Origin of the sequence: Streptomyces gamaensis (assembly GCF_042656465.1) — a bacterium.
GTDB lineage: Bacteria > Actinomycetota > Actinomycetes > Streptomycetales > Streptomycetaceae > Streptomyces > Streptomyces gamaensis.
The window spans coordinates 156,209-172,137 of sequence record NZ_JBHSPB010000009.1; the positions used below are offsets into that span (position 1 = coordinate 156,209).

At 67.3% G+C, this 15,929-nt stretch carries 25 protein-coding genes; 1 reads left to right on the plus strand and 24 read right to left on the minus strand.

All coding sequences use genetic code 11. The features are described 5' to 3' along the window. Positions 1–20 precede the first annotated feature (20 nt). From ACFP1Z_RS16860 to rpsJ, 23 genes are all read right to left on the minus strand, one after another. Complete coding sequence (locus tag ACFP1Z_RS16860; RefSeq protein WP_390317198.1) at positions 21–674, minus strand: adenylate kinase; 654 nt, start codon at positions 672–674, stop codon at positions 21–23. Continuing rightward, positions 674–1,987 carry a preprotein translocase subunit SecY gene (gene secY / locus ACFP1Z_RS16865; protein ID WP_390317199.1) on the minus strand — a complete coding sequence of 438 codons (1,314 nt, stop codon included), beginning with the start codon at positions 1,985–1,987 and terminating at the stop codon, positions 674–676. The genes ACFP1Z_RS16860 and secY overlap by 1 nt, the downstream gene beginning before the upstream one ends. 203 nt (positions 1,988–2,190) lie before the next feature. After that, on the minus strand, positions 2,191–2,646 hold the full coding sequence (gene rplO / locus ACFP1Z_RS16870; RefSeq protein WP_018847492.1) for a 50S ribosomal protein L15: 456 nt from the start codon (positions 2,644–2,646) through the stop codon (positions 2,191–2,193). 1 nt (position 2,647) lies between these two features. After that, positions 2,648–2,830, minus strand: coding sequence for a 50S ribosomal protein L30 (gene rpmD, locus ACFP1Z_RS16875; RefSeq protein WP_017949649.1), 183 nt, complete (start codon positions 2,828–2,830; stop codon positions 2,648–2,650). Next, positions 2,830–3,432 carry a 30S ribosomal protein S5 gene (rpsE, locus tag ACFP1Z_RS16880; protein ID WP_390317200.1) on the minus strand — a complete coding sequence of 201 codons (603 nt, stop codon included), beginning with the start codon at positions 3,430–3,432 and terminating at the stop codon, positions 2,830–2,832. Before rpsE ends, rpmD begins: the two co-directional genes overlap by 1 nt. A 46-nt stretch (positions 3,433–3,478) precedes the next feature. Continuing rightward, the gene (gene rplR, locus ACFP1Z_RS16885) at positions 3,479–3,862 is read right to left on the minus strand and encodes a 50S ribosomal protein L18 (RefSeq protein WP_390317201.1); all 384 of its coding nucleotides are present in this window, start codon (positions 3,860–3,862) and stop codon (positions 3,479–3,481) included. A gap of 3 nt (positions 3,863–3,865) precedes the next feature. Beyond that, positions 3,866–4,405, minus strand: a complete 540-nt coding sequence (gene rplF, locus ACFP1Z_RS16890) for a 50S ribosomal protein L6 (RefSeq protein ID WP_390317202.1) — start codon at positions 4,403–4,405, stop codon at positions 3,866–3,868. Positions 4,406–4,426: 21 nt separating this feature from the next. Continuing rightward, a complete protein-coding gene (gene rpsH / locus ACFP1Z_RS16895; RefSeq protein ID WP_390317203.1) occupies positions 4,427–4,825 on the minus strand; it encodes a 30S ribosomal protein S8 in 399 nt (132 codons plus the stop codon). A 241-nt stretch (positions 4,826–5,066) separates the two neighbouring features. Beyond that, positions 5,067–5,252 carry a type Z 30S ribosomal protein S14 gene (locus tag ACFP1Z_RS16900; protein ID WP_004946670.1) on the minus strand — a complete coding sequence of 62 codons (186 nt, stop codon included), beginning with the start codon at positions 5,250–5,252 and terminating at the stop codon, positions 5,067–5,069. Between the two features lie 2 nt (positions 5,253–5,254). Beyond that, the gene (rplE, locus tag ACFP1Z_RS16905) at positions 5,255–5,815 is read right to left on the minus strand and encodes a 50S ribosomal protein L5 (RefSeq protein ID WP_390317204.1); all 561 of its coding nucleotides are present in this window, start codon (positions 5,813–5,815) and stop codon (positions 5,255–5,257) included. After that, positions 5,815–6,138, minus strand: a complete 324-nt coding sequence (gene rplX / locus ACFP1Z_RS16910) for a 50S ribosomal protein L24 (protein WP_390317205.1) — start codon at positions 6,136–6,138, stop codon at positions 5,815–5,817. Before rplX ends, rplE begins: the two co-directional genes overlap by 1 nt. A 2-nt stretch (positions 6,139–6,140) precedes the next feature. Further along, complete coding sequence (gene rplN, locus ACFP1Z_RS16915) at positions 6,141–6,509, minus strand: 50S ribosomal protein L14 (RefSeq protein ID WP_087927567.1); 369 nt, start codon at positions 6,507–6,509, stop codon at positions 6,141–6,143. 118 nt (positions 6,510–6,627) lie between these two features. After that, positions 6,628–6,912, minus strand: a complete 285-nt coding sequence (gene rpsQ, locus ACFP1Z_RS16920) for a 30S ribosomal protein S17 (RefSeq protein WP_390317207.1) — start codon at positions 6,910–6,912, stop codon at positions 6,628–6,630. Next, on the minus strand, positions 6,912–7,136 hold the full coding sequence (gene rpmC, locus ACFP1Z_RS16925) for a 50S ribosomal protein L29 (protein WP_004950453.1): 225 nt from the start codon (positions 7,134–7,136) through the stop codon (positions 6,912–6,914). Before rpmC ends, rpsQ begins: the two co-directional genes overlap by 1 nt. After that, the gene (gene rplP / locus ACFP1Z_RS16930; RefSeq protein WP_004950450.1) at positions 7,136–7,555 is read right to left on the minus strand and encodes a 50S ribosomal protein L16; all 420 of its coding nucleotides are present in this window, start codon (positions 7,553–7,555) and stop codon (positions 7,136–7,138) included. The genes rpmC and rplP overlap by 1 nt, the downstream gene beginning before the upstream one ends. 5 nt (positions 7,556–7,560) lie before the next feature. Then, complete coding sequence (rpsC, locus tag ACFP1Z_RS16935) at positions 7,561–8,379, minus strand: 30S ribosomal protein S3 (RefSeq protein WP_390317209.1); 819 nt, start codon at positions 8,377–8,379, stop codon at positions 7,561–7,563. Then, the gene (gene rplV / locus ACFP1Z_RS16940; RefSeq protein ID WP_043264895.1) at positions 8,379–8,726 is read right to left on the minus strand and encodes a 50S ribosomal protein L22; all 348 of its coding nucleotides are present in this window, start codon (positions 8,724–8,726) and stop codon (positions 8,379–8,381) included. The genes rpsC and rplV overlap by 1 nt, the downstream gene beginning before the upstream one ends. A gap of 41 nt (positions 8,727–8,767) precedes the next feature. Then, complete coding sequence (rpsS, locus tag ACFP1Z_RS16945) at positions 8,768–9,049, minus strand: 30S ribosomal protein S19 (RefSeq protein ID WP_004950443.1); 282 nt, start codon at positions 9,047–9,049, stop codon at positions 8,768–8,770. Positions 9,050–9,061: 12 nt separating this feature from the next. After that, entirely contained in the window at positions 9,062–9,898 is an 837-nt protein-coding gene (rplB, locus tag ACFP1Z_RS16950; RefSeq protein ID WP_390317210.1) for a 50S ribosomal protein L2, read from the minus strand. 40 nt (positions 9,899–9,938) lie between these two features. Further along, positions 9,939–10,262, minus strand: a complete 324-nt coding sequence (gene rplW, locus ACFP1Z_RS16955) for a 50S ribosomal protein L23 (protein ID WP_004950438.1) — start codon at positions 10,260–10,262, stop codon at positions 9,939–9,941. After that, the gene (gene rplD, locus ACFP1Z_RS16960) at positions 10,262–10,912 is read right to left on the minus strand and encodes a 50S ribosomal protein L4 (RefSeq protein WP_390317211.1); all 651 of its coding nucleotides are present in this window, start codon (positions 10,910–10,912) and stop codon (positions 10,262–10,264) included. Before rplD ends, rplW begins: the two co-directional genes overlap by 1 nt. A gap of 8 nt (positions 10,913–10,920) precedes the next feature. Then, a complete protein-coding gene (rplC, locus tag ACFP1Z_RS16965; protein WP_390317212.1) occupies positions 10,921–11,565 on the minus strand; it encodes a 50S ribosomal protein L3 in 645 nt (214 codons plus the stop codon). 13 nt (positions 11,566–11,578) lie between these two features. Next, a complete protein-coding gene (rpsJ, locus tag ACFP1Z_RS16970; RefSeq protein ID WP_003948644.1) occupies positions 11,579–11,887 on the minus strand; it encodes a 30S ribosomal protein S10 in 309 nt (102 codons plus the stop codon). Between the two features lie 597 nt (positions 11,888–12,484). On the opposite strand from rpsJ, the gene ACFP1Z_RS16975 reads away from it, so the two are divergent. Further along, on the plus strand, positions 12,485–14,593 hold the full coding sequence (locus ACFP1Z_RS16975; protein ID WP_390317213.1) for a PIG-L family deacetylase: 2,109 nt from the start codon (positions 12,485–12,487) through the stop codon (positions 14,591–14,593). A 116-nt stretch (positions 14,594–14,709) separates the two neighbouring features. Here ACFP1Z_RS16975 and tuf read toward each other — a convergent pair whose 3' ends face one another. After that, positions 14,710–15,903, minus strand: a complete 1,194-nt coding sequence (tuf, locus tag ACFP1Z_RS16980) for an elongation factor Tu (RefSeq protein WP_390317214.1) — start codon at positions 15,901–15,903, stop codon at positions 14,710–14,712. Positions 15,904–15,929: the final 26 nt, after the last annotated feature.

A 15,929-nucleotide genomic window follows, 5' to 3' on the forward strand; every position in this document is an offset into this window, starting at 1 on the left:
CCTGTGAAAGAGCGGCGGAACTAGTCGTCACCCTGCAGCGCCGCCATGGCGCGCTCGGTGACCTCGTCCACCTTGCCGAGCGCCGAGATCGTCACCACGAGCTCCTGCGCCTTGTAGTAGTCGATGATCGGCTCGGTCTGCGAGTGGTAGACCTCCAGCCGCTTGCGGACGGTGTCCTCGCTGTCGTCCTCGCGCTGGTACAGGTCGCCGCCGCAGACGTCACAGACGCCCTCCTGCTTCGGCGGGCTGTAGGTCACGTGGAAGACGTGGCTGGAGTCCTTGCGGCAGATACGGCGGCCGGCGATGCGCTTGACCACCTCGTCCTCGGGGACCTCCAGGTCGAGCACGGCGTCCAGCCGCACCCCGTCCCGCTTGAGGGCCTCGTCGAGGGCCTCGGCCTGGGAGACGTTGCGCGGGAAGCCGTCCAGCAGGAAACCCCGCTCGGCGTCCGGCTGGTTCATCCGGTCCTGGGCCATGCCGATGGTGATCTCGTCCGGCACCAGATTGCCCGCGTCCATGAACGCCTTGGCGCGCAGGCCGAGTTCCGTGCCCTGGCTGATGTTCGCCCGGAACAGGTCGCCCGTCGAGATGTGCGGGATCGCGAGATTCTTCGCGAGGTACGCGGCCTGCGTACCCTTGCCGGCGCCGGGAGGTCCGACGAGGACGATTCGCATCAGCGGAGGAACCCTTCGTAGTTGCGCTGCTGAAGCTGGCTCTCGATCTGCTTCACAGTCTCCAGACCGACACCCACGATGATCAGGATGCTGGTTCCCCCGAACGGGAAGTTCTGGTTTGCGTTGAGTGTGACCAGCGCCACCGTGGGCACCAGGGCGATCAGACCGAGGTAGAGCGAGCCAGGCCACGTGATGCGGTTCAGCACGTAGCTCAGATACTCCGCAGTGGGACGACCGGCCCGGATGCCCGGAATGAACCCACCATACTTCTTCATGTTGTCGGCGACTTCCTCGGGGTTGAAGGAAATCGCGACGTAGAAGAACGCGAAGAAAACGATCAGCAGGAAGTACGTGACGATGTAGACGGGGTGGTCACCCTTGACCAGGTTGGCCTGGACCCAGTTCGCCCAGCCCGCCTTCGAGCCGGTGAACTGCACCAGCAGCGCCGGGATGTACAGCAGCGACGAGGCGAAGATGACCGGGATCACGCCGGCCTGGTTCACCTTGAGTGGGATGTACGTCGAGGTGCCGCCGTAGGAGCGGCGGCCGATCATGCGCTTCGCGTACTGCACGGGGATCCGGCGCTGGGCCTGCTCGACGAAGACCACGAGCGCGACCATGGCCAGACCGCAGAGGATGACCAGGCCGAACTCCAGCCAGCCGTCCATCAGCTTGCCCTGGAGCTTGATGGCCCACAGGGCGGTCGGGAAGCCGGCGGCGATCGAGGTGAACATCAGGATCGACATGCCGTTGCCGATGCCGCGGTCGGTGATGAGCTCACCGAGCCACATGATCAGCGCGGTGCCCGCGGTCATGGTGATGACCATGACGGCAACGGTGAAGATCGAACGGTCCGGGACGATCTGGTTGCCGACCGGGCAGTTGGCGAAGAGCGCGCCGTTGCTCGCGGTGGCCACCAGGCCCGTGCCCTGCAGCACGGCGAGCGCGACGGTCAGATAACGCGTGTACTGGGTGATCTTGGCCTGGCCGGACTGGCCCTCCTTCTTGAGGGCCTCCAGACGCGGGATGACGACGGTGAGCAGCTGGAGGATGATGCTCGCCGTGATGTAGGGCATGATCCCGAGCGCGAAGATCGTGACTTGCAGCAGCGCACCACCGCTGAACATGTTCACGAGGCCGAAGAGGCCCTGGCCACTCTTGGCCTGGTCCATGCACGTCTGGACGTTCTGGTAGTCGATCCCGGGCACGGGCACGTGCGCGCCGAGCCGGAAGAGCACCATGATGCCCAGCGTGAAGAGCAGCTTCTTGCGCAGGTCTGGCGTCTTGAACGCTCGGGCGAACGCGGTGAGCACGGTGCCTCCTGCGCCTCCTGCGCACAGCGCAGGAGGTGACGGTCTTGAGGAACTGACGATTACTAATCAGGCAAAATCCGCACGGACGCAGGCCGCGCGGACTGTAACAGTGCACGCCACCTTACCGGCGACCCTGCCCGGCGTGGAACGACCAACCGGGGATGCCCCTTTGTGGGACATCCCCGGTTGTCAGTTCAACGAGCTCAGACGAGCTCGGTGACGGTGCCGCCGGCAGCGGTGATCTTCTCCTTGGCGGAGCCGGAGACGGCGTCGACCGTCACCTGCAGCGCCACGGAGATCTCGCCCTGGCCGAGCACCTTCACGAGCTGGTTCTTGCGAACCGCGCCCTTGGCGACCAGATCGGCCACCGTGACCTCGCCACCCTGCGGGTAGAGCGCGGCCAGCTTGTCCAGGTTGACCACCTGGAACTCGGTGCGGAAGGGGTTCTTGAAGCCCTTCAGCTTCGGGAGGCGCATGTGGAGCGGCATCTGGCCACCCTCGAAGCGCTCCGGAACCTGGTAGCGGGCCTTGGTGCCCTTGGTACCACGACCGGCCGTCTTACCCTTCGACGCCTCACCACGACCCACACGGGTCTTGGCGGTCTTGGCGCCCGGGGCGGGACGGAGGTTGTGGACCTTCAGCGGGTTCTGCTCCGCCATGTCAGTCGACCTCCTCGACCGTGACGAGGTGGCGGACGGTGTGCACCATGCCGCGGAACTCGGGACGGTCTTCCTTGACAACCACGTCGTTGACCTTCTTCAGGCCGAGCGAGCGCAGGGTGTCGCGGTGGTTCTGCTTGCTGCCGATGTAGGACTTGGTCTGCGTGATCTTCAGGCGGGCCATTACGCACCCACCCCGGCACGCGCCCGCAGCAGAGCGGCGGGAGCCACGTCCTCCAGCGGCAGGCCACGGCGGGCGGCGATCTCCTCGGGGCGGGAAAGGCCCTGCAGAGCGGCCACCGTGGCACGCACGATGTTGATCGGGTTCGAGGAACCGAGCGACTTCGACAGAATGTCGTGCACGCCGGCGCACTCAAGGACAGCACGCACCGGGCCACCGGCGATAACACCGGTACCGGGGGTGGCGGGCTTCAGCAGCACGACACCGGCCGCCTCCTCACCCTGGATCGGGTGCGGGATGGTCCCGGCGATACGGGGAACCTTGAAGAAGTTCTTCTTGGCCTCTTCCACGCCCTTGGCGATGGCAGCCGGAACTTCCTTGGCCTTGCCGTAACCGACACCTACCGTGCCGTCACCGTCGCCCACCACGACCAGCGCGGTGAAGCTGAAGCGGCGACCACCCTTGACAACCTTGGCGACGCGGTTGATCGAGACGACACGCTCGACGTACGCGGTCTTCTCGGCGGCAGCGCCACCGTCGCGACCCTTCCGGTCCCGCCGCTCGCCGCCACCGGCACCGCTGCCGCGGCGCTGGGGTCCAGCCATTGGATTTACCTCTCTCTGTTACGTCCGCTAGCTCCGGAACCGGGGCTTAGAACTTCAGCCCGGCTTCGCGGGCGGCGTCCGCCAGAGCGGCGATGCGCCCGGCGTACTGGTTGCCACCGCGGTCGAACACGACGGCCTCGACACCGGCGGCCTTGGCACGCTCGGCGACCAGGGCACCGACCTGCTTGGCCTGGGCGCTCTTGTCGCCCTCGCCACCGCGGATCGACGCGTCCAGGTGCGACGCCGAGGCCAGCGTGTGGCCCTTGATGTCGTCGATGACCTGGGCGGTGATGCCACGGTTCGAGCGCGTCACGACCAGGCGCGGACGCTCGGCCGTACCGGAAATCCGCTTGCGGATGCGGATGTGGCGGCGCTTCGCGGCGGCACGCTTGTAGGCGTCGCCCTTCGCGATCTTCACACCGTATGCCATGGCTTACTTACCAGCCTTTCCGACCTTGCGGCGGATGACTTCGCCCTCGTACTTGACACCCTTGGCCTTGTACGGGTCGGGCTTCCGCAGCTTGCGGATGTTCGCGGCGACCTCGCCGACCTTCTGCTTGTCGATGCCCTCGACAGTCAGCTTGGTCGGGGACTCCACCTTGAAGGTGATGCCCTCGGGGGCCTCGACCAGGATCGGGTGGCTGTAGCCCAGGGAGAACTCCAGGTTGGAGCCCTTGGCCTGGACGCGGTAACCGACACCGCTGATCTCGAGCTTCTTGGCGTAGCCCTGGGTCACGCCGGTGATCATGTTCGCCACCAGCGTGCGGGACAGGCCGTGCAGGGCCTTGTTCTGACGCTCGTCGTTCGGGCGGGAGACGACAAGGGTGCCGTCCTCGTCCTTGGCGATCTCGATGGGCGCCGCCACGACATGCGTGAGGGAACCCTTGGGGCCCTTCACGTGGACCGTACGGCCATCGAGGGTGACGTCCACACCAGCGGGAACCTGGATGGGCAGCCGTCCAATACGCGACATTGGCTTTACCTCCTGTTCCCGTTACCAGACGTAGGCGAGGACTTCCCCACCCACGCCCTTCTTCTGAGCCTGCTGGCCGGTCAGGAGACCGTGGGACGTGGAGATGATCGCCACGCCCAGGCCGCCGAGGACCTTCGGCAGGTTGGTGGACTTTGCGTAGACCCGCAGGCCCGGCTTCGAGATGCGCTTGATGCCGGCGATCGAGCGCTCGCGGTTCGGACCGAACTTCAGGTCGAGGATGAGGTTCTTGCCGACCTCGGCGTCCTCGACCTTCCAGTCCGCGATGTAACCCTCCTGCTTGAGGATCTCCGCGATGTGCGACTTGATCTTGCTGTGCGGCATCGACACGCTGTCGTGGTATGCCGAGTTCGCGTTTCGCAGACGGGTCAGCATGTCTGCGATCGGATCGGTCATGGTCATGTTTGGCCTTCGGCCTCTCTCGCCGGGGTTTCCTATCTGCGCCATCCCTCTCCCCGACTGATCTCGGGACGGGTGCGGCGCGGGGACCTACGGCGTAGTAAGCGACGTTAAGCGGGCTGCGGGGCAGCCCACGGGCGGTCATGGGCGGCGGCGCCCAACCCTTCAACTCTACGTGAGCCTCACGGGCCGGGCCCCGCCGTCCAAGGTGCTTACCGAGAGCCCTGGTTACCCAAGTCGGGTATTACCAGGAGCTCTTGGTCACGCCCGGCAGCTCGCCACGGTGAGCCATCTCACGAAGGCACACGCGGCACAGGCCGAACTTGCGGTAAACGGAGTGCGGGCGGCCGCAGCGGTTGCACCGGGTGTACGCGCGCACCGAGAACTTCGGCTTGCGGGCGGCCTTAGCGATCAGGGACTTCTTCGCCACGGTCAGTTCTCCTTGAACGGGAAGCCGAGGTGACGAAGCAGGGCACGACCCTCGTCGTCGTTGGTCGCCGTGGTGACCACGGTGATGTCCATGCCCCGGACCCGGTCGATCTTGTCCTGGTCGATCTCGTGGAACATGACCTGCTCCGTGAGACCGAAGGTGTAGTTGCCCCGGCCGTCGAACTGCTTGGGGGACAGACCACGGAAGTCGCGGATGCGCGGCAGCGCGAGCGACAGGGTGCGGTCCAGGAACTCCCACATGCGGTCGCCACGGAGGGTGACGTGGGCACCGATCGGCTGGCCCTCACGCAGCTTGAACTGCGCGATGGACTTACGGGCCTTGGTCACGGCCGGCTTCTGGCCGGTGATCGTGGTGAGGTCGCGGATGGCGCCCTCGATCAGCTTGGAGTCGCGGGCGGCGTCGCCCACACCCATGTTGACCACGATCTTGGTGAGCCCCGGAACCTGCATGATGTTCTCGTAGGAGAACTCCTCACGCAGCTTGCCGACGATCTCGTCACGGTAGCGCTGCTTGAGACGCGGCGCGTTGGTGGTGGCAGTCATCAGATGTCCTCACCGGTCCGCTTGGCAACGCGGATCTTGTTGCCGTTGTCGTCGAAGCGGTAGCCGACGCGGGTGACGACCTTCTTGCCGTCCTTCTCCACGACGAGCTGGACGTTGCTCACGTGGATCGGGGCCTCGGTCGTGACGATGCCGCCGGTCTTCGAGCCACGAGCCGTCTGGCCGGCCTTGGTGTGCTTCTTGACCCGGTTGACACCCTCGACGAGGACACGGTCCTGAGCCGGGTAGGCCACGATGACCTTGCCCTGCTTGCCCTTGTCCTTACCGGTGATGACCTGGACCAGGTCGCCCTTCTTGATCTTCATGCTTACAGCACCTCCGGCGCGAGCGAGACGATCTTCATGAACTTCTTCTCGCGCAGCTCTCGGCCCACGGGGCCGAAGATGCGGGTGCCGCGGGGGTCGCCGTCGTTCTTGAGGATGACGGCGGCGTTCTCGTCGAAGCGGATGTACGAGCCGTCCGGGCGGCGGCGCTCCTTGACGGTGCGAACGATGACCGCCTTGACGACGTCACCCTTCTTCACATTGCCGCCGGGGATCGCGTCCTTGACGGTGGCGACGATGACGTCACCGATGCCCGCGTAGCGGCGACCCGAACCACCGAGAACACGGATGCAAAGGATCTCCTTGGCACCAGTGTTGTCGGCGACGCGAAGTCGCGACTCCTGCTGGATCACGTCTATCTCCTGATCGTCTGCCGGTTCCCGGCGGGGGCGGGACCGGACGGCTGTCCGGTGCTCCGCCCCACGCCGAGCCTGGCGGAACTAATCCTGAGGGGAAAAGCCCCTCAGGTGATTACTTGGCCTTTTCGAGGATCTCGACGACGCGCCAGCGCTTCGTCGCGGACAGCGGCCGGGTCTCCATCAGGAGAACGCGGTCGCCGACACCCGCGGCGTTCTGCTCGTCGTGCGCCTTGAGCTTGTTGGTACGGCGGATGACCTTGCCGTACAGCGCGTGCTTGACGCGGTCCTCGACAGCGACGACGACGGTCTTGTCCATCTTGTCGCTGACGACGAGGCCCTCACGGACCTTGCGGAAACCGCGGTCCTGCTTGTTCTCAGTCACGTTCTTCTCGCTCATCAGGCGCTCTCCACCGTCTCGATGCCGAGCTCGCGCTCCCGCATCAGGGTGTAGATCCGGGCGATGTCCTTGCGGACGGCCTTCAGCCGGCCGTGGTTCTCAAGCTGTCCCGTCGCCGCCTGGAAGCGGAGGTTGAACAGCTCTTCCTTGGCCTCACGCAGCTTGGCAACGAGGTCCTCGTTGTTCAGCTCACGCAGCTCGGTCGCCTTGGTACCGGCAGCCATCACGACTCACCTGCCTCGCGCCGAACAATGCGGCACTTCATCGGGAGCTTGTGAGCAGCGCGGGTCAGCGCCTCACGAGCAACCTTTTCGTTCGGGAAGGACAGCTCGAACATCACCCGACCGGGCTTGACGTTCGCGACCCACCACTCCGGGGAACCCTTACCGGAACCCATGCGGGTCTCGGCGGGCTTCTTCGTGAGCGGACGGTCCGGGTAGATGTTGATCCACACCTTGCCGCCACGCTTGATGTGACGGGTCATGGCGATACGAGCGGACTCGATCTGCCGGTTCGTCACGTAGGCCGGGGTCAGGGCCTGGATGCCGTACTCACCGAAGGCGAGCTCGGTGCCACCCTTGGCCATCCCGTTCCGCTTGGGGTGGTGCTGCTTGCGGTGCTTGACCCTGCGAGGGATCAGCATGTCGGTCAGGCCTCCGTTCCGGTGGTCTCAGCCGGAGCAGCGGTGGCCTCGGCCTTGGGGGCCTCGGCAGCCTGCTGCGGCTTGCGGCCGCGGCCACCGCGCTCGCCGCCGCGGCCACCACGGGCCGGACGGTCGCCGGCGCCGCGGGACGGGCGGTTGCCCGCACGGGCGGCGGCGTTCTCGGCGCGGACCTCGGCGATGTTCTTGACGTCGCCCTTGTAGATCCAGACCTTCACACCGATACGGCCGAAGGTGGTCTTGGCCTCGAAGAAGCCGTAGTCGACGTTCGCGCGGAGCGTGTGCAGGGGCACACGGCCCTCGCGGTAGAACTCCGAGCGGGACATCTCGGCGCCGCCGAGACGGCCACCGCACTGGATCTTGATGCCCTTGGCGCCGGCCTTCATCGTCGACTGCATGCTCTTGCGCATGGCGCGACGGAAGGAGACGCGGGAGGACAGCTGCTCGGCGACGGCCTGAGCCACCAGCTGGGCGTCGACCTCGGGGTTCTTGACCTCAAGGATGTTCAGCTGGACCTGCTTGCCGGTCAGCTTCTCCAGCTCACCGCGGATGCGGTCGGCCTCGGCGCCACGGCGGCCGATGACGATGCCCGGGCGAGCGGTGTGGATGTCAACGCGGACGCGGTCGCGGGTGCGCTCGATCTCCACCTTGGAGATACCGGCGCGCTCCATGCCCTTCGTCATCATGCGACGAATGGCGACGTCTTCCTTGACGTAGTCCTTGTACAGCTTGTCGGCGTACCAGCGGGACTTGAAGTCCGTCGTGACGCCGAGCCGGAACCCGTGCGGGTTAACCTTCTGGCCCATTACCGGGTTCCTTCCTTGCTGCTGACGACCACGGTGATGTGGCTGGTCCGCTTGCGGATCCGGTAGGCGCGGCCCTGGGCACGCGGACGGAACCGCTTCAGGGTCGGGCCCTCGTCGACGTACGCCTCGCTGATGAACAGCGTGGAGGCGTCCGTGTGGTCGTAGTTGTGCGCGGCGTTGGCAATGGCGCTGTCCAGCACCTTGCCGACGGGCACGCTCGCGGCCTGCGGGGCGAAACGCAGGACCGCCTGAGCCTCCGTGGCGTCCATGCCACGGATGAGGTCCACCACGCGGCGGGCCTTCATGGGCGTGACGCGGATGTACCGCGCCTGGGCCCTGGCTTCCATGGTTGTCCCTTCGGTGTCAGTCATAGTCGTTCACACCCCGCTTAGCGGCGCTTCGACTTGCGGTCGTCCTTGACGTGGCCGCGGAAGGTGCGGGTCGGCGAGAACTCGCCGAGCTTGTGGCCGACCATGGACTCGGTGACGAACACCGGGACATGGGTCTTGCCGTTGTGCACCGCGAGCGTGTGGCCGAGCATGGCCGGCACGATCATGGAGCGGCGGGACCAGGTCTTGATGACGTTCTTGGTACCGGCTTCGTTCTGAGCGTCCACCTTCTTGATGAGGTGGCCGTCGACGAAGGGTCCCTTCTTGAGACTACGCGGCATCTAAACCCGCTCCTAGCGCTTCTTGTTCGTCTTGCGGCGGCGGACGATGTACTTGTTGCTCGCCTTCTTGGGAGAACGAGTACGACCCTCCTTCTGACCCCACGGGGAGACCGGGTGGCGACCACCGGAGGTCTTGCCCTCACCACCACCGTGCGGGTGGTCGACCGGGTTCATCGCGACACCGCGGACGGTCGGGCGGACGCCCTTCCAGCGCAGACGGCCGGCCTTGCCCCAGTTGATGTTCGACTGCTCGGCGTTGCCGACCTCGCCGACAGTGGCGCGGCAGCGGACGTCGACCAGGCGGATCTCACCGGAAGGCATACGAAGGTGGGCCATGGTGCCCTCCTTCGCCAGCAGCTGCACGGAGGAACCCGCGGAGCGGGCGATCTTCGCGCCGCCGCCGGGCCGCAGCTCGATGGCGTGGATCGTCGTACCGACCGGGATGTTGCGCAGCGGCAGGTTGTTGCCCGGCTTGATGTCGGCCCCGGGGCCGTTCTCGACGCGGTCGCCCTGGCCGAGGCCACGCGGCGCGATGATGTAGCGCTTCTCGCCGTCCACGTAGTGGAGCAGCGCGATGCGCGCAGTGCGGTTCGGGTCGTACTCGATGTGCGCGACCTTGGCCGGCACGCCGTCCTTGTCGTGACGACGGAAGTCGATCACGCGGTAGGCGCGCTTGTGGCCACCGCCCTGGTGGCGAACGGTCACACGACCGGCGTTGTTACGGCCACCCTTGCTGTGCAGCGGGCGGACCAGCGACTTCTCCGGCGTGGACCGCGTGATCTCGACGAAGTCGGCGACGCTGGCGCCACGACGGCCAGGAGTCGTCGGCTTGTACTTGCGGATACCCATTTCTCAGTCCTCGTCCGATATTCGGACGGTCCAGACTCCGTTAGGAGACCGGGCCGCCGAAGATGTCGATACGGTCGCCCTCGGCGAGGGTCACGATGGCGCGCTTGGTGTTGGCGCGCTTGCCGAACCCGGTGCGGGTGCGCTTGCGCTTGCCCTGCCGGTTGATCGTGTTGACCCCGGTGACCTTGACCGAGAAGACCGCCTCGACGGCCTGCTTGATCTGGGTCTTGTTGGCGCGCGGGTCGACGATGAACGTGTACTTGTTCTCGTCCAGCAGCGCGTAGCTCTTCTCGGAGACAACCGGCTTGACCAGCAGGTCGCGCGGGTCCGAGAAGGTCTTGCTGGTGACGACGGCCTCAGTCATCAGGCCTCGCTCCCTTCGGTCTCAGCGGCCTTGGGGCCAGACACGAAGGACTCGAAGGCGGCCTTGGTGAAGACCACGTCGTCGGAGACGAGCACGTCGTACGTGTTCAGCTGGCCCGGCTCCAGGATGTGAACCTGGGGCAGGTTGCGGGCGGACAGCCACGCGGCCTCGTCGGAGCGCTCGGCGACCAGGAGCACGTTCTTGCGCTCGGAGATCTTGCCGAACAGGCCCTTGGCGGCCTTGGTGGACACCGCACCGTCGACCACGCCGGAGACGACGTGGATACGGCTGTGGCGAGCCCGGTCGGTGAGGGCACCGCGCAGGGCGGCGGCCTTCATCTTCTTCGGGGTCCGCTGCGAGTAGTCACGCGGCACGGGGCCGTGCACGACGCCACCGCCGGCGAACTGCGGCGCGCGGGTCGAGCCCTGACGGGCGCGGCCGGTGCCCTTCTGGCGGTACGGCTTCTTGCCACCACCACGGACCTCGCCACGGGTCTTGGTCTTGTGCGTGCCCTGGCGGGCAGCGGCCAGCTGCGCGACAACGACCTGGTGGATCAGCGGAACGCTGACCTTCGCGTCGAAGATCTCCGCGGGGAGCTCGACGGTCCCGGCCTTGTCGCCTGCCGGCGAAAGGATGTCAATGGTGCTCATCGGTTACCTCAGGCCCCCTTGGCCGCGGTACGGACCAGGACGAGGCCGCCGTTCGGACCAGGAACCGCACCCTTGATCAGGAGCAGACCCTTCTCCGCGTCAACGGCGTGGACGGTCAGGTTCTGGGTGGTGACCCGCTCGTTGCCCATACGGCCCGCCATGCGGAGGCCCTTGAACACACGGCCCGGGGTGGCGCAGCCACCGATCGAACCGGGGGAGCGGTGCTTGCGCTGGGTGCCGTGCCCGGCGCCGAGGCCACGGAAGTTGTGGCGCTTCATGACACCGGCGAAGCCCTTGCCCTTGCTCTTGCCGGTGACGTCGACCTTCACGCCGGCCTCGAAGACGTCCGCGGAGATCTCCTGGCCGAGGGTGTACTCGGCGGCGTCGGAGGTGCGGATCTCCACCAGGTGGCGGCGGGGGGTGACGTCGGCCTTGGCGAAGTGGCCCTTGAGGGGCTTGTTCACCTTGCGCGGGTCGATCTCGCCGAAGGCGATCTGGACCGACTCGTAGCCGTCGGCGTCGTTGGTACGGACCTGGGTGACGACACAGGGACCGGCCTTGACGACGGTCACCGGGACGACACGGTTGTTCTCGTCCCAGACCTGCGTCATGCCGAGCTTCTCGCCCAGGACGCCCTTGATCTGCTTAGCCATCTCGCGCGTCACCTCAGAGCTTGATCTCGATGTCGACGCCCGCCGGCAGGTCGAGACGCATGAGCGAGTCAACCGTCTTCGGCGTGGGGTCGAGGATGTCGATGAGGCGCTTGTGCGTGCGCATCTCGAAGTGCTCGCGCGAGTCCTTGTACTTGTGCGGCGACTTGATGACGCAGTACACGTTCTTCTCAGTGGGCAGCGGCACCGGGCCCGCGACCGACGCACCAGTGCGGGTCACCGTCTCGACGATCTTCTTCGCCGAGGAGTCGATGACCTCGTGGTCGTAGGCCTTGAGCCGGATGCGGATCTTCTGTCCCGCCATGGCTACTTCGTAGTCCTGTCTCTCGTAACGCTCTGGGACTCGGTGCGCCGCGCCGAAGCGCCGTCCCACCCCGCTCCACTCCGACCCACGCGGTCGGGCGTGTCGCGCCCCTTCCAGCAGCTCTCCCGCAAAGGGAATCCCTGCTCAAGGGGTTCGTGGGGGAAGGACACCCACCGAGTGCCTGGCCGGTACCCCGCTGACACTTCCCGGAAGATTCCCGTACTTCCGCCCCTGATCAGGGGCGACGAGTACCGCGGGACTCGCTTCCGGTCCTCCCGGCGGGAGGCGCGCAGCATCGATAGCCGACCGAGCAACCTGAACAGTGTGCCATACGGGCTCCGAGCGGCGCCAATCGAAGCAGAAGAAGGTACCCCCGGCGGCGCAGTTGTCAAACCAACGCACCGACATAAGGGACAGTATGGGACTCACCTGGCGCTGTCCGCCCCCTCGGCGGGCCCGAACCGCTTGACTGGAGCGCTACCCGGCCTTGCCACGGGCTTGGGCAACCCGTACCACATCCCGCGCCATCCTCCCCCACGTGATGACACGTGGAGCGGCGGGGGACTGCGTGCTGCACAACGGGACGGAGTCACACAGTTGGACATCTCACAGCGCATGGTGATATCCCGCCGGACCGCGCTCGCCGGCCTGGCCGCCACCACGGCGGCCCTCGCGGCGGGCTGCAGCGACGGCGGCACGGAACACCCGAAGGCCACGCCCCGGCCGATACGGGCCGTCGATCCCCATGCCACGCAGTCCTTCGCCCCCGCGGGCTCCGCGCTGCTGCTGCAGGTCATGGCGCACCCGGACGACGACCTGTTCTTCATGAACCCCGACGGAGAGCACCTGGTGGCCGCCGGGGTACCGGTGGTCTCGGTGTATGTCACGGCCGGTGAGGCGGCGGGGCAGAACTGGATCCAGGGCATGCCGAAGAGCCCGCCCGACAAGGCCGCCTACTCCTCGGCCCGGCACCAGGGGCTGCGCCAGGCGTACGCGCAGATGCTCGGCCTGGACCGGTCCGCGGCCTGGCAGAAGTCCGTGCTGGACCTGCCCGGGGGCATCAAGGCCGAGACGAACGAGCTGGCGGCCGGTGAGCGCAGGGCGCAGCTGGTCTTCCTCAACCTCGCCATGCTCTCGGCGGACAAGATGCGGCTGCCGCTGCTGTGGGAGCAGCCCGAGGGCACGATGCAGACGCTCGTGGCCACCGGCTCGCCGTGCACGACCGTGAGCACGTACGGGCACGGGACCCTCGTCGACGTCCTGGCCGCGCTCATGGACCGGTTCAGACCGACCGTGATCCACACCATGGACCCGGACCCGGACTATCAGGTCCACGACAAGGAGCATCCCAAGGACAACGACTACGGGTCCTGCTCCGACCACCGCGACCACACGCCGACCGCGCTGTTCACCTGGAAGGCGCTCTCGCAGTGGGCGGCCGACGCGACCAAGCGCGACGGGCACCCGCCGCGCTTCGTCACCACGGCCTTCCGCGGCTACTACAACCAGCGCTGGCCGTTCAATCTGCCGCCCGAGGTGATCGAGCAGAAGCACCGCCTGGTCGAGGCCTACGGCGGCGACCCGCAGTGGTCCTGCGACAACCCCGGTGGCTGCGGGGACTACGGGCAGGGCGGCGACCGCCCGATGAAGAACCGCAAGGGCTGGATCCGCTCCACCCACTACCGCCACCACGGCGCCACGCTCGCCCCCGCGACCGACGCCTCCGGGCGCCTGGAGGCGTACGGCGTGCTCGGCACCCAGGCGGTGCGCTGGCTGGAGTCCTCCCCCGGCAGCGGCCGCTGGGGCGATCCGCGGAACCTGGGCGGCGGGCCGCTGGCCCCCGCCCTGGCCCCGGTCAGGGACGCGGCCGGCCGCCGGCTGCTGTTCGGGCTGCGGTTCGCCGCGGTCGCCGGGCAGGGGCGGCCGGACAAGCGGGAGATCGTGGTCCTGGAGCAGGAGAAGGAGGACGGGCCGTATCTGCCCTGGAAGGGGCTCGGCAACCCGGAGCACAAGCCCGACCGGGGCCGCCGGGTGGGCATGCCCGCGGCGGTCGCCGCCCCCGACGGGCGGGTGCACCTGTTCGTCCGCAACGCCGGCAAGGGGATCTCCAGCCGGGTGCGCGAGGCGGACGGCACCTGGGGCAAGTGGCAGAGCCTGCACGGGCAGGAGATCCAGGACGGGCTGGTCGCGGTGCTCGACGGCGACCACCGCGTGCATGTCTTCGGCACCGGCCGGGACACGGTGCACCACTGGAGCCAGGACGAGCCGGGCAAGCCCGTGCGGTACCAGCCGGTCAAGGGGCTGCCCGTGCCCGGCGGGCTGCCCGGCGCGACGCTCGGCCCGGACGGCGCGCTCGCGCTCGTCTACCGGGAGCCGGCCGCCGTCACACCCGCCGTGCACGGCCTCAAGCCGGGCTCGCAGGACGCCGAGGGCACGGTCACCGAGCTCAAGGAGTTCGCGGGCTACGGGCCGCTGGCCGCGCACACGCTCGCGGTGCGCGGCGGCAAGGACACCGTCATGGTGCTCGGCCGGGGCCTCGACGGGCGGCCGCAGATCGTCGACGGCGGTGACGGCGGGGCCTCCCCGGTCTCCGCGCCCGAGCGGCCCGTGGCCGTGGGCACGCCGGATCTGCTCACGGACGGCGGGCACCGGCTCGCGGTGGTGGGCATGGGCCCGGACGCCGCTCCGTGGATCTGGCGCCCGTAACGCCCGGCGGCACGGGAACGCGAGAGGGCCCCGCACATCCGAGGATGTGCGGGGCCCTCTCGCAGATCAGTAACCCCCGCCCTCCTGGAGCAGGAGGGCGGGACGGCGAGCCGTTGTTACTTGACGATCTTGGTGACCTGGCCGGCACCGACGGTGCGGCCACCCTCGCGGATGGTGAACCGGAGGTTCTCCTCCATCGCGACGGGCTGGATGAGCTGGACGGACATCTCGGCGTTGTCGCCGGGCATGACCATCTCCGTGCCCTCCTTGAGGGTCACAACACCGGTCACGTCAGTCGTACGGAAGTAGAACTGCGGACGGTAGTTGTTGAAGAACGGGGTGTGGCGGCCGCCCTCGTCCTTGGACAGGATGTACGCCGTGGCCTCGAACTCGGTGTGCGGGGTGACCGAACCCGGCTTGATGATGCACTGGCCGCGCTCGACGTCCTCGCGCTTGATGCCGCGGAGCAGCAGACCGACGTTCTCACCGGCCTGGCCCTCGTCGAGCAGCTTGCGGAACATCTCGATACCGGTGACCGTGGTGGTGGTCTTCTCGGTCTTGATGCCGATGATGTCGACGGTCTCGTTGACCTTCAGGACACCGCGCTCGATACGGCCGGTGACGACCGTACCGCGACCGGTGATGGTGAAGACGTCCTCGATCGGCATGAGGAACGGCTTGTCGGTGTCACGCTGCGGCTGCGGGATGAACTCGTCGACAGCGGTCATCAGGCCGAGGAGCTTCTCGCCCCACTCCTTGTCGCCCTCCAGCGCCTTCAGCGCGGAGACGCGGACGACCGGAGCGTCGTCGCCGTCGAACTCGTACTCGTTGAGGAGCTCACGGACCTCGAGCTCGACGAGCTCCAGGATCTCCTCGTCGTCGACCATGTCGGCCTTGTTCAGGGCGACAACGATCTTCGGCACACCGGACTGGCGGGCCAGGAGCACGTGCTCCTTGGTCTGCGGCATCGGACCGTCGGTCGCGGCGACCACGAGGATCGCGCCGTCCATCTGGGCGGCACCGGTGATCATGTTCTTGATGTAGTCCGCGTGACCCGGGCAGTCGACGTGAGCGTAGTGACGGGACTCCGTCTGGTACTCGACGTGCGCGATGGAGATGGTGATACCGCGCTGACGCTCTTCGGGAGCCTTGTCGATCTCGTCGAACGGCGTGAAGGGGTTCAGCTCGGGGTACGCGTCGTGCAGCACCTTGGTGATCGCCGCGGTAAGGGTCGTCTTACCGTGGTCGACGTGACCGATGGTGCCGATGTTGACGTGCGGCTTAGTCCGCTCGAACTTCGCCTTCGCCACTGGGGTCCTCCTGTGGAGTGGTTCTG